The organism is Streptomyces sp. NPDC001502, assembly GCF_042894785.1.
GTDB lineage: Bacteria > Actinomycetota > Actinomycetes > Streptomycetales > Streptomycetaceae > Streptomyces > Streptomyces kutzneri.
Map to the genome: position 1 here is coordinate 381,311 of NZ_JBIAVW010000004.1, position 12,955 is coordinate 394,265.

At 73.4% G+C, this 12,955-nt stretch carries 8 protein-coding genes; 5 read left to right on the plus strand and 3 right to left on the minus strand.

Annotation, left to right across the window (positions count from 1 at the left end; all coding sequences use genetic code 11):
- Positions 1-525: 525 nt before the first annotated feature.
- A complete protein-coding gene (locus ACFY0D_RS08990; protein WP_390797662.1) occupies positions 526-1,434 on the minus strand; it encodes an ADP-ribosylglycohydrolase family protein in 909 nt (302 codons plus the stop codon).
- 17 nt (positions 1,435-1,451) lie between these two features.
- Between ACFY0D_RS08990 and ACFY0D_RS08995 the strand changes: the two genes are divergently transcribed.
- Entirely contained in the window at positions 1,452-2,321 is an 870-nt protein-coding gene (locus ACFY0D_RS08995) for a hypothetical protein (RefSeq protein ID WP_390797663.1), read from the plus strand.
- Between the two features lie 133 nt (positions 2,322-2,454).
- Positions 2,455-5,091, plus strand: a complete 2,637-nt coding sequence (gene glgP / locus ACFY0D_RS09000; RefSeq protein ID WP_351151133.1) for an alpha-glucan family phosphorylase — start codon at positions 2,455-2,457, stop codon at positions 5,089-5,091.
- A 31-nt stretch (positions 5,092-5,122) separates the two neighbouring features.
- Here the strand turns inward: glgP and ACFY0D_RS09005 are convergent, their stop codons facing one another.
- Entirely contained in the window at positions 5,123-6,124 is a 1,002-nt protein-coding gene (locus tag ACFY0D_RS09005) for an Lrp/AsnC family transcriptional regulator (protein ID WP_229876342.1), read from the minus strand.
- Between the two features lie 146 nt (positions 6,125-6,270).
- Between ACFY0D_RS09005 and ACFY0D_RS09010 the strand changes: the two genes are divergently transcribed.
- Positions 6,271-7,836, plus strand: coding sequence for a DHA2 family efflux MFS transporter permease subunit (locus ACFY0D_RS09010; protein ID WP_390797664.1), 1,566 nt, complete (start codon positions 6,271-6,273; stop codon positions 7,834-7,836).
- 168 nt (positions 7,837-8,004) lie between these two features.
- Positions 8,005-8,694, plus strand: a complete 690-nt coding sequence (locus ACFY0D_RS09015) for a hypothetical protein (RefSeq protein ID WP_390797665.1) — start codon at positions 8,005-8,007, stop codon at positions 8,692-8,694.
- A gap of 120 nt (positions 8,695-8,814) precedes the next feature.
- Here the strand turns inward: ACFY0D_RS09015 and ACFY0D_RS09020 are convergent, their stop codons facing one another.
- Positions 8,815-11,085 carry a M4 family metallopeptidase gene (locus ACFY0D_RS09020; RefSeq protein ID WP_390797666.1) on the minus strand — a complete coding sequence of 757 codons (2,271 nt, stop codon included), beginning with the start codon at positions 11,083-11,085 and terminating at the stop codon, positions 8,815-8,817.
- Between the two features lie 382 nt (positions 11,086-11,467).
- On the opposite strand from ACFY0D_RS09020, the gene ACFY0D_RS09025 reads away from it, so the two are divergent.
- Positions 11,468-12,943, plus strand: coding sequence for a sugar transferase (locus ACFY0D_RS09025; RefSeq protein ID WP_390797667.1), 1,476 nt, complete (start codon positions 11,468-11,470; stop codon positions 12,941-12,943).
- The last annotated feature ends 12 nt before the right edge of the window (positions 12,944-12,955 follow it).

The following is a 12,955-nucleotide window of genomic DNA, read 5'->3' on the forward strand; positions in this document are numbered from 1 at the left end:
GTAGTGGCACGGCCGATACCAAGGCCCGGGTCGACATCCGCCGGGGCTCCGTCAAGTCGGGCGGGACTAGGTGACGTAGAGGCCTCCGACTTGACGAAGCCCCGGCGCGGACGGGGTGGGAACCACCTGTCCCACGGGCCCCGTGCGCCCCGCCCGGAGGGGCGGCGAGGGCTGCCCCGGGGGACAAGGGCCCGTCATGCCGAGAGGCGCGAGTGACCGGTGATCCAGGGGTCTTGAACGATGCGGTCGAGGACGACGGTCACGGTCCGGCCGCCCGGGAGCGCGTCGCCCGTGCCGACGCCACGCCGGCCTCGCCCGTGCCGATGCCACGCCGGTCTCGTCCGGCCCGGACTGCTCGACCGGCCCGTCCACGCCGTAGCCGACCGCCGGGGCTTCGGCAGCGCCGTCTTCAGCCGCGCCTTCCGCGAGGCGTACGGCAGCGGCCCCACCGAACGGTGCGCGCAGCCCCGGGCGGCGGACCGCCCGCACCCGGACACGCCCTGAGGGGGTGTCCGCCGGGGGCCGTTACGCGGTCCCGCCGGGGATCCGGGCCGGCTCCGCCCGGGACCACCAGTCGGCCGGGACACCGGAAAGGCCCGCGCGGGCGGCCACCACACCTCCGGCGATCGCGCACGTGGTGTCGCGGTCACCCCAGCCCTCCACCGTGCGCCACAGCGCCTCGGCCAGGTCGTCCGGCTCCCCGGCGGCGCACCACAGGGCGAACGGCACGGTGTCCGGCGCCGAGATCCGCCAGCCCGAACCCAGGCGCTCCGCGGCCTCCCGCACGGTCGTACCGGCCGGCAGCCCGGCCGCCGTCAGCAGTAGGTCCCGCACCTGTCCCGGCAGCACCCGGCCGGCCACCTCCCGCAGGAAGTCCGGGCGCCGCGGCGCAGGCCCGCCCCGGCCCGCGGCCGCCAGCGCGGCCGCCACCGCCACCGCCACCGCACCGGCCACGGCCTCCGGGTGCGCGTGCGTGGCCAGCGCCGAACGCCGCGCCTGCTCCACCACCGCGTCCATGTCCCCGTGGAAGAACGCCCCCAGCGGAGCCACCCGCATCGCCGCCCCGTTGCCCCACGAGCCCTGGCCGCCGAACTGCTCGCCGGTGACGGCCCGCCAGTCCTCCCCGGCCCCGATCCGCTCCAGTACCTCGTGCATCGAGGCCCCGTACTGGCGGTACGCGTCCCGCGCGTACTCGGCGGCGAAGGCCGCGGCCAGTTCCGCCGGGCGCACCTCCCCGTACCGGATCAGATGCGCGTGCAGGACGAGCCCCATCGCCCCGTCGTCCGTCCACTTCCACGGCCCCGGACGCAGCTCGCGCCCGGCCAGCCACCGCTCGCCGGCCCCGGCGTCCCGAACGAACCAGCTCTGCCCGAACGCGTCCCCGAGCACCAGCCCCTCCAGGCTGTCCCGTGCCGCGCCCGACCTGTCATCCATACGGGGGACAATGCCACATGGACTCGGAGGCACTGCACGAATTGATCGGCGCACAGCTGCGTGCGGCCGACCCCCGGCGGCGGGAGGCCGCCGCACGCCGGGCGGTGGACGTCGCCTGGGGCCCGGACCAGGAGCGGTACCTGGCCGCCGCGCTCGCCGACGCCGTCGGCCGCGAGGACGACCCGGCCGCCCTGGCGGCGCAGATCGACGCGCTGCCGGCCGTGGAACCGGCCCTCGGCGACGCCGCGCTGGTCCGCCTCGCAGGCCGCTGCGCCGACTCCCCGGCCCTGTCCGCGCTGCTCGTCCGTGCCGCCCGGCTGCAGATCTCCGGGCCTGCCGAACCCGTCGGCGACGCGACCCGGGTCGCCGTACGCTGCCTGCGCGGAGCCCCGCACTCCGGGCTCGGGCTGCGCACCCCGGGCGGGTCGTGGGTGGTCCTGGAGCGGATCGAGTTCTACGGCAGGGCCGTGGACCGGCTGGACCCCGGCTGCACGGCCCGGGTGTTGCTGTCCGGATCCGGCGCGCGGGGGCTGGCCGAGTGGGACCGCCTGGAAGCCGACCCCCGGGCCCGGGAGTGCGCACCGCGGCTGCGCTCGCCCGCCCCCCGGACCCGGTGCTCCGCCGCCGACGCCATCGCGGACTGGCCGGACTCCTGGGCGCCCGAGGTGGGCCGGTACCTGTGCGGCGTGCTGGCCCGGGCCGCGGTGCGGGAGCAGGACCACGACGCGCTGGAGGCCCACCTGCACGCACTGCTCGCACTGGACCGCTTCCTGGCGGAACCGGCGTTCGCCCTGCTGCGCACGATGGACCGCGCCGCCCTGCCGGAGGTGCTGCGGCCGTATCTGGACGACCTGTTGGAGGAGGACCGGGCTCGCAGCGGCCGGTGAGCCCCGCCGGAGGGGCCCGCCGGAGGGGCCATGGCCGGAACCCGCGGGCGCCGCTAGCCTTCCCGGGGTGATGCGCGGGTGCACAGCGTGGTGCGGCCGCTCCGATCCGTAATCCCCTGCGAAGGTGGAACACGTGAAGGCTATCCGTCGATTCACCGTGCGCCCCGTCCTCCCGGAACCCCTGCTGCAGCTCACCGAGCTCGCGCGCAATCTGCGCTGGTCGTGGCATTCCGAGACCCGTGAACTCTTCCAATCCGTCGACCCCGAGGGCTGGCAGGCCGCCGGCGGCGATCCCGTCCGGCTGCTCGGCGCGGTCTCCGCGGCCCGGCTCGCCGAACTGGCCGCGGACCGCCGGTTCCTGCGCCGGCTCGCCGTCGCCGCGGCCGACCTCGACGACTACGTGAACGGCGGGAGGTGGTACCAGAGCCAGGAGAACGGCGCGGAACTGCCTGCCGCCATCGCCTATTTCTCCCCCGAATTCGGCATCACCGCCGCCCTGCCGCAGTACTCCGGCGGCCTCGGCATCCTCGCCGGGGACCACCTGAAGGCCGCCAGCGACCTCGGCGTCCCGCTCATCGGGGTGGGCCTGCTCTACCGCCACGGCTACTTCCGCCAGTCGCTCTCCCGCGACGGCTGGCAGCAGGAGCACTATCCCGTCCTCGACCCCAACGAACTCCCGCTCGGCCTGCTCCGCCAGGACGACGGCACCCCCGCCCGTGTCTCGCTGACCCTGCCCGGCGGACGCACCCTGCAGGCCCACATCTGGCAGGCCCGCGTCGGCCGGGTGCCGCTGCTGCTCCTGGACTCCGACGTCGAGGACAACGACGCCGCGGCCCGCGAGGTGACCGACCGGCTCTACGGCGGCGGCAGCGACCACCGGCTGCTCCAGGAGATGCTGCTCGGCATCGGCGGCGTGCGCGCGGTGCGCGCGTACTGCCGGATCACCGGCCATCCCGATCCCGAGGTCTTCCACACCAACGAGGGGCACGCCGGCTTCCTCGGGCTCGAACGCATAAGGGAACTGGAGCGGGAGCAGGGCCTCGGCTTCGACGGCGCCGTCGAGGCGGTGCGCGCCGGCACCGTGTTCACCACGCACACCCCCGTCCCGGCCGGGATCGACCGCTTCGAGCGGGCCCTGGTCGCCCGGCACTTCGGGGAGGGCGGGGAACTGCCCGGCGTACCCGTCGAGCGGATCCTGGAACTGGGCGCCGAGACCTATCCCGGCGGCGACCCCGGCGTGTTCAACATGGCCGTCATGGGCCTGCGCCTGGCCCAGCGGGCCAACGGGGTGTCCACCCTGCACGGCGCGGTCAGCCGGGAGATGTTCGCCGGGCTGTGGCCCGGCTTCGACCCGGCCGACGTGCCCATCACCTCCGTGACCAACGGGGTGCACGCCCCCACCTGGGTGGCCCCCGAGGTGGTCCGGCTCGGCGCCCGCCAGATCGGCCCGGGCCGTACCGAGGACGCCCTGTCGGTCGGCGGCTCCCCGCGCTGGGACGCCGTCGCCGAGATCCCGGACCAGGACGTCTGGGACCTGCGCCGGGTACTGCGCGAGCAGCTGGTGCAGGAGGTACGGGACCGGCTGCGCGCCTCGTGGCGCCAGCGCGGCGCCGCGGCGGCCGAACTGGGCTGGGTCGACTCCGTGCTCGACCCCGACGTGCTGACCATCGGCTTCGCCCGGCGCGTGCCCTCGTACAAGCGGCTGACGCTGATGCTGCGCGACCCGGACCGGCTGCGCAGGCTGCTGCTGGACCCGGAGCGGCCGGTGCAGATCGTGGTGGCGGGCAAGGCGCACCCGGCCGACGACGGCGGGAAGCGGCTCGTGCAGGAACTGGTCCGCTTCGCGGACGACCCGCGGGTACGGCACCGAATCGTCTTCCTGCCCGACTACGGCATGGCCATGGCGCAGAAGCTCTACCCGGGCTGTGACGTCTGGCTGAACAATCCGCTGCGGCCCCTGGAGGCCTGCGGCACGAGCGGGATGAAAGCGGCCCTGAACGGCTGCCTCAACCTGTCCGTGCTGGACGGCTGGTGGGACGAGTGGTTCGAGCCGGACTTCGGCTGGGCCATCCCGACCGCCGACGGGCTGGGGGCGGACGAGGACCGGCGCGACCACCTGGAGGCGAGCGCCCTCTACGAGCTGATCGAGAACCGGGTCGCGCCCCGGTTCTACGACCGGGCCGGTCACAGCGGGCTCCCGGTGCGGTGGATCGAGATGGTCCGGCGCACGCTCGTCTCGCTGGGGCCGAAGGTGCTCGCCGGGCGGATGGTCCGGGAGTACGTGGAGCGGCTGTACACGCCGGCCGCGCTCGCCCACCGGGCCCTGGACGCCGGGGCGGCGCGTGACCTCGCCTGGTGGAAGGGGCGGGTCCGGGCGGCCTGGCCGCGGCTCTCCGTCGAACACGTGGAGACGCTGGCGGCGGCTCCGGTCAACGGCACCGCCGAACTGGGTGCCACCCTCACCCTGCGCGTGCAGGTGGCGCTGGACACGCTCACCCCCGAGGACGTCGAGGTACAGGCCTTCGCCGGCCGGGTGGACCCGCAGGACGTCATCCGGGACGGGCGCAGCTTCCCGCTCAAGCCGGCCGCGGGGCCCGACCTGGAGGGCCGCTGGGTGTACGAGGGCCCGCTCGCCCTCGACCGTACGGGGCCCTTCGGCTACACGGTGCGCATCCTGCCCGCGCACCCGCTGCTGGCGACCCCGGCGGAATTGGGCCTGGTCGCGGCCCCGGTGGAGACGGATGCGGGGGGCGGGCTGCTCCTGCGGTAGGCACCGTGGCGGTACCGGTACCGGTACCGGTTCAGGGGGCGGGCGGCGGATCCACCAGCCGCTCGCCCTCCACGAGCATCCCGGCCCGCTTGACGCTGCGCAGGGCCGGGATCACCTCCACCTGCCCCACGCCGTCCACCGCGCCGATCCGCTCGGTCAGGTACGTGTAGAGCGCGTCGGTGTCCCGGCACACGACCACCGCCATCAGGGAGGCCGCCCCGGTCACGGCCGCCGCGAACGGCACCTCGCGGTGGCTCGCCAGCGCGGCCCCCACCTCCGCCAGCCGGGCCGGCGGGACGGTCAGCACCATCGTCGCCTCGGCCTCGTAGCCGAAGAGCGAGGGGACGAACTCCACGTCGAAGAAGAGCGCCCCGAGATCGCGCAGCCGTTCCACCTTCCGGCGGGCGGTCGACTCCGACAGCCCGGTGGCGCGGGCCAGTTCCGGATACCCGGCGCGGCCGTCCCGGCCCAGCACCGCGAGCAGCGCGAACTCCGTCTCGTCCAGGGCGTACCGGTCCGGCCCGGGCGGGGCCGCGGGCCGTTCCAGGGCCGCGATCTGATCCGGGCGCAGCACGTCCACGCCCGCCCACGAGTCGGGCCCGCCGAAGAACTTCCGCAGGATGGTGTGGGCGCTGATGCCGGTCACCCGGCGGGTGCGCGGCAGCTTCTCCAGCAGCAGGGTGTCCCGGTCCCTGCGGGTACGGGCCCGGGTCATGCAGTGGACCTCCGTGCCGCCCGAGTTCAGGGTCACCCACGCGATGTCCGGGCGGCGGGCGAGCGCCTCGGCCACCGGGAGCGCCGCGTCGGGGGCGCACTGCACCCGCAGCCAGGACTCGAACAGGCCGACGCGGCTGCCCTGCGGCAGCCCGACCACCCGGACCAGACCGGCGGTCCGCAGCCGCCGGTAGCGGCGTACGACGGTCTGGTCGGAGACCTCCAGCACCTCGGCGAGCCGGCTGAAGGAGGCCCGGCCGTCGATCACGAGGGCGTGCACCAGGGACTGGTCGAGTGCGTCCAGCTGCGTCTCGTTCATGGTTTCCATCATGACAGGGGCCCTGATGAAGGAAATCCGGCAGGAGCGGGCCGCTGGATGGGGGAAGGGTGGTGGGCGGTGGGACCTTGGGGTCACCGCGGACCCGCCCGCGACCCCGCCCCTCCGCAAACCCGAGGAGAACTCCCATGCGCAAATGGCTGCCCCTGACGGCCGTCTGCCTCGGGGCTTTCATGCTCCTGGTCGACGTCACGATCGTGACCGTCGCCCTGCCCGACATGTCCGCCGACATGGCCTCCGACACTTCCTTCGGCGGATTCGCCGGCCTCCAGTGGGTGATGGACGTCTACGCCCTCGCCCTGGCCGCCCTGCTGCTGGGAGCGGGCTCGCTCGCCGACCGGATCGGCCGCCGCCGCGTCTACCTCGTCGGGCTCGGGCTCTTCGCCGCCGCCTCGCTCGCCTGCGGGCTGGCCACCGGCCCGGCCGAGCTGATCGCCTTCCGCGCCGTCCAGGGCATCGGCGGAGCCGCCATGTTCGCCACCACCATGGCCCTGCTCAGCGCGTCCTACCAGGGCCGCGACCGCGGGGTGGCCTTCGGTGTCTGGGGCGCGGTCAACGGCGCCGCCGCCGCGGCCGGGCCGATCATCGGAGGGCTGCTCACCGAGAACTTCGGCTGGCGCTGGATCTTCTTCATCAACCTGCCCGTCAGCGCGCTGGCCGTGTACGTCACCCTCAAGGCGGTGGCCGAGTCCCGCAACCCGCACGCCGGGCGCCTCGACCTGCCCGGCATGGCCACCTTCACCGCGGGCGCCGCGGCCGTCACCTACGCCGTGATCCGCGTCGGCGAGAACGGCTGGGGCTCGCCCACCACCCTCGGCCTGCTCGGCCTGGGCGTGGCCGCCTTCGCCGCCTTCGTCCTCGTCGAACTGCGCAGCACCCGCCCGATGCTGGACCTCTCGCTCTTCCGCAGCCGAACCTTCGTCGCCGTCATGGCCGCCGGACTGCTGCTGTCGGGCGCCGCGTTCTCGTACCTCATGTACGTCTCCCTGTGGCTGCAGTCCGCCGAGGGGATGAGCCCGGTCGGCGCGGGCCTGGTGCTGCTGCCGCTCAGCGCGGCCGGCTTCGTCGTCGCCTCGGTGGCCGGACGGCTGCTGCACGCGGTCCCGCCCCGGCTGACCATCGGCGGCGGACTGCTGCTGATCGGCTTCGGCGCGCTGCTCCAGGCCTGGATGCTCGACGCCGGGGACGGCTGGACCGCCCTGGTGCCCGGGCTGCTGGTGACCGGCGTGGGGGTGGGCGCCGCGACCCCGGCGCTGGCCGCCACCGCGATGGGGGCCGTGGCCCCGGCCCGGGCGGGCATGGCGGGCGGCGCCCTGAACACCGCGCGCCAGCTGGGCACCGCCCTCGGCATCGCCGTGCTCGGCGCGGTCTTCCACGCGGGGCTGCGCTCCGGGCTCGATGAGGGCGGCCGGGGGCTGGCGGAGCCGCTGGCCTCCGGCGGCGCCGGGCAGGTGCTCGCCGAAGCCCCGGCGGGCGCGGCCCGCGAGGCGCTGACGGGGCTGGTGGAGGCCGCCTTCGCGAGCGGTCTGCGCGAGACGTTCCTGGTCTCGGCCGCGATGGGGCTGGCCGGTGCGCTGGCGGTCTTCCTCCTGCTCCGCGGCGGGACGCCGGCCGCCGCAGCTCCGCTCCCGCGGCCCCGCACGCGGTCCACCGGGGCTCAGGACCCGGCGGGGGCACAGGCCGTACGGAACTGAGGCCGTACGCAGGGAGACCGTGCGGAGGGCCGTACGGCTGGGACCTCACGGGTGAACCTTCGAACGTACTGGGCATGCCGAATCGATTCAGCGGCCTCCTCCGCTCCTACGCTGCCCGAGGATGCCACCGGACCGGTATCCGCGGAACCCGAGGAACGGACTCCCCCCATGCGTCTTCGCTCGACCGCCGCCGTGTTCGTCGGCGCTCTCGCGCTCGCCCTGCCCACCGCCGGCCCGTCGGTGGCCGACGACCACGGCGAACGCGCCCTCGGCACGCTGCACTACCAGTACCTGGATGCGGCCGGCTCCGAGAGAAGAGGCCAGATCCGGCCCGCCGACAACGACACCTGCTACCTGCTGACGCGCACCTCCCGCGACGAGCCCGCCATCGAGGTGCGCAACGAGACGGAGTCGCTGGCGGTCCTCTTCGACAACCGCGGCTGCAACGGCGAGGCGGAGAAGGTGCTGAAGCCGGGGGAGAGGGCGAAGCGGGTGGAGGTCGTCTCGGTCTACTTCAAGCCGGTGGACGAGGAGGACTCGGGCCGGGGCGACACCGGTGGCACTGGCGGCAACGGCGGCACCGGCGGGAACGGCGGCACTGGCGGGAACGGCACCTGGCCGGGCCGGGACGACCAGTCGCGGGACGACGAGGCCGACGAGGACCAGACCGGCGGCACCGGCGGCACCGGCGGCACCGGCGGGAACGGCGCGAACGGCGGCACCGGCGGGAACGGCACCTGGCCGGGCCGGGACGACCAGTCGCGCGACGACCAGACCGACCAGAACCAGAACCAGAACCGGGACGACGAGGAAGAGGAGGAGGACTTCCTCACCGCCCTCTTCCGCGCCCTGGGCTGACACGGGTAGCGCAGGGCCCGGCGGAGCCGGGCCCCTGGAACAGGGCCGCCCGGGGAGGATTCCTCCCGGGCGGCCCCGTGGTCTATCTGCTCAGCTGTCGTTCACGCTGCCCCGGTGGGGTCAGAAGGTGAGCTTCCAGCTGTTGATGTAGCCGGTGTCGAGGCTCGCGAGGTCCGCGACACGCAGCTTCCAGGTGCCGTTCGCGACCTCGGAGGAGGCGTTCACGGTGAAGGACTGGACGATGTTGTCCGCGCTGCCGCCGGTGCGGTTGCGCAGGTTGTAGACGGAGCCGTCAGGGGCGACCAGGTCGACCTTGAGGTCACCGACGTAGGTGTGGACGATGTTCACGTCCACCTTGAGCGTGCTGGGGGCGTTGCCCGAGCGCGTCACGTTGATCGGGGACTCGACGGTCGAGTTGTCCGCGATCTGGTAGTCCGTGGTGTTCTCGAAGACGCTCGGCTGCGTGGTGCCGACCGTCCAGGTGAACGCCGCGGTACCGGTCTGGTTCTGCGAGTCGGTCACCGTGACGGTCACGTTGGACGTGCCCGCGGTGGAGGCCGTGCCCGAGATCAGGCCGTTGGAGGAGTTGATCGACAGGCCGGCCGGCAGGCCGGTCGCCGCGTAGCTCAGGGCACCCGGGTTCGTGCTCGTGGCCTGGACCTGCAGGCTCACGGCGCTGCCCGTGACGGTGCTCTGGTTGGCGATCGGGCTGACCGTGACGCCGTTGGAGATGCGGGATCCGACGGCGACGCCGGCCCACGCGTTGGCCACGTTGTTGTAGATGGCCGAGCCCTGGCCGTAGAGGTCGGCGGCGGCCTTCAGGGTCTGGACGCGGGCGTCGGCGTAGTTGGTGTTCGACTTGAAGTAGCCCACCGTCAGCGCGCGGAACCAGATCTTCGAGGCGGCGTCACGGCCGATCGCGGTGACGGGCAGGCCGTCCGCGGTCGGCGAGTTGTAGCTCACGCCGTTGACGACCTTGGCGCCCGAGCCCTCGGAGGCCAGGTAGTACCAGTGGTTGGCCGGGCCCGAGGAGTAGTGGACGTCGATGCCGCCGAGGCCCGAGTACCAGCTGTCCTTGGACGCGCCGTCCTTGCTCGGCTTGTCCATGTAGCGCAGCGGGGTGCCGTCGCCGTTGATGTCGATCTTCTCGCCGACCAGGTAGTCGCCGACGTCCTGCGGGTTGTTGGCGTAGAACTCGACGGCCGCAGCCATGATGTCGGAGGTCGCCTCGTTCAGACCGCCGGGCTCACCGCTGTAGGTCATGTTGCCGGTGACCGAGGTCAGACCGTGGGTCATCTCGTGCGCGGCCACGTCGGTGGAGGTGAGCGGCTTGTTGTTGCCCTCACCGTCGCCGTACGTCATGCAGAAGCAGGAGTCGCTCCAGAACGCGTTGACGTAGGCGTTGCCGTAGTGGACCCGGCTGTACGGGGCCACGCCGTCGTTGCGCAGGCCGTTGCGGCCGTGCACGTTCTTGTAGTAGTCCCACGTGGCGGCGGCGCCGTAGTGCGCGTCCGCGCCGGCGGTCTCCAGGTTGGACGGCAGGTTGTTGCCCCAGATGTCGTCCGGGCCGGAGAACAGCGTGCCGGTGCCGGAGCCGGTGCCACGGTTGAGGTTGTACGTCTTGTGGCTGCCGCGCGCGGCGTCGGTCAGGTTCCAGGTGCTGCCCGACTGGGTGGTCCCGAGGGTCACCTGGCCGCTGTACATCGTGTTGCCGGTGCCGGTCTCGATGGCCTGCCACTCGGTGATCTTGGCGCCGGTCTTGGCGTTGGTCACCACGTGGAGCTCGTTCGGCGTGCCGTCGTGCTGGAGGCCGCCGACGACGGTCTCGAACGCGAGGACCGGCGCGCCTTCGGCCGCCCAGATCACCTTGCGGGCGCCCTTGGAGGCCTTGGCCTCCTTGGAGCCCTCGGCACTCGCGGCGGAGACGGCCTGGCTCTCGGCGGCCGCCGGGGTGACGGTGGCGCTGGTGTCGGCGACCTTGATCTCGTGGTTGGTCGCCTTGGTCACGCCCTTGGTGACGCCGTCCTTGGCGTGGACGGTGAGGTCGCCACCGAGGACCGGGAGTCCGTCGTAGGTGCGCTCGTAGGTGGTGTGCGTGGTGCCGTCCGCGTCCTGGACCACGTCGCGGACGACGAGCTTCTCGCCGCTGCCGAGGCCGAGCGCCTTGGCGGCCTGCACGGTGGTCGAGTTGGCCTCGGCCAGGAGCGTCGCACGCTCCGAGGCACTGAGTGCGCGGTTGGCCGCGCCCGGGTTGGGCTGGGAGGCCGTGGGTGCCTGCGACGCGGTGGCGTCGGCGGTGGCGGTGCCGGTCTGTATGCCTACGGCGAGCAGGGCTGCCGCGGCAACGAGCGCGCCGGCCGCGGTGGCACGCCTCTGGGGGGTGGACCTCAACGCAGACTCCTTCTGCAAGGGGGGTTCCGGATGGCTGGGTGGGCCTCCGGGCAGAACAGGGCTGGTGCGATGAACGGTCGAAGATTGCCACTCGCAGCGACAGATGTCAGGGCCGCGTCAAAAGGTTGGCCGGAAACGGTCCGTTGTCCGAAGATGCGTATCCGGTATCCGGACCATTTACCTCCGTAAGCCACCTGGGCCGTCCGGCATGCGGAACGCCTGATACCGGTTGCTAACACTTGCGCAACAAGAGGCTGCGTTGACCCAAACGGCATTTACCGTACGGGTGTTTGTCGTACTGTTTCCCGGTGCGGCAGATGTTCGTTGCCAGGGGAAGCGATGGGCACCCGCCACTGTCATAGACCACGTGCCAGGGGGGCCCATGAGGCATGTCCATATTCCTGCGCAAAGAGTGGCCAGAGCGGCCAGGGAGTCCCTTGCGCCCGCACGGCGCCTCGGGGACAAGGCCCGTTGGTACCGCCCGGCCGCAATCGCCGCCGACTTCCTCGGCGCCGCGATCCCGGTGGGACTCGTCTTCGACGCCGCGCAGCAGGTCCGGCCCGTCTACTGCGCCCTGGCCGCCGCCGTGGCGTGGACCGGGGTGCAGGCGCTGCGCCGGCGCTACGCGACCCGGACCCTCGGGGAGTCCCGCGGTGTGCTGCCGGTCGTACATGACTGGCTGATTCTGATCGGCGTTCTGGCCGTGGCGCGTGTGGTGACCGAAGAAGCCACCCCCCGGCTGTCCGCTCTCGGGGCCCTGCTGCCCGCTCTGCTCATCACCGTCGCCGTCCACAAGCTGACCTACCGGCACCTCTCGGCCGCCCGCCGCGAGGCCCAGGCCGTCAGCCGGGTCCTGGTCGTCGGCGAGCCCGACGCGGCCGAGGACGTCATCGCGCACCTCGCCGCCCGCACCGACCACCCGTACGTCGTCGTCGGCGTGGTCCCGGTCGGTGCCGGACCGCTCGCCAGCGGGGTGCCCGTGGCGGCGCGGCTCGACGGATGGACCCCCGAGGTCCCGAACGGCGACTCCGCGGCCGTGCTCGGCGCCGTCGCCAGCCACCACGCCGACCTGGTGCTGGTGGCCCCCGGCGTGCGGATCACCGGGGAGCGGCTGCGCCGGATCGCCTGGGCCCTGCACGACGCCGGGCTGGAACTCGCCGTCTTCCCCGGACTGGTGGAGGTCTCCGTCAAGCGGCTGGAGACCCTGTCCGCGGGCGGGCTCGCCGTGCTGCGGGTGGCGCCGCCCGTCAGCCGCGGGGTGCAGACCCTGCTCAAGTCCGCCCTCGACCGGGTCGGAGCCGCGGCCGGACTGCTGCTGCTCTCCCCGGTCCTCCTGGGGATCGTCCTGGCCATCCGCCTCGGCTCGCGCGGCCCGGCCTTCTACCGGCAGCGGCGGATCGGCCGCGACGGGGTCCCGTTCGTCATGTGGAAGTTCCGCACGATGGTCGTGGACGCCGACGACATGAAGGCCGAGCTGTCCGGGTCGAACGAGAACGACGGCCTCATGTTCAAGATGCGCCGCGACCCCCGGGTGACCCGGGTGGGCCGGCTGCTGCGCCGCACCTCGCTGGACGAGCTCCCGCAGCTCATCAACGTACTGATCGGCAACATGTCGCTGGTCGGCCCGCGCCCGCCGCTTCCGGAGGAGGTGGCGAAGTACGACGAGGTCGAGCTGCGCCGGCTCACCGTGCGGCCCGGGATGACGGGACTGTGGCAGATCAGCGGACGGTCCGACCTGTCCTGGGACGAAACCATCCAGCTCGACCTCCAGTACGTCGACAACTGGTCCTTCACCAGCGATGTCGACGTGATGGGCCGCACGCTCCGCGCCGTCGTAGACGGTCGCGGAGCGTACTGAGGGGCCTGGGCC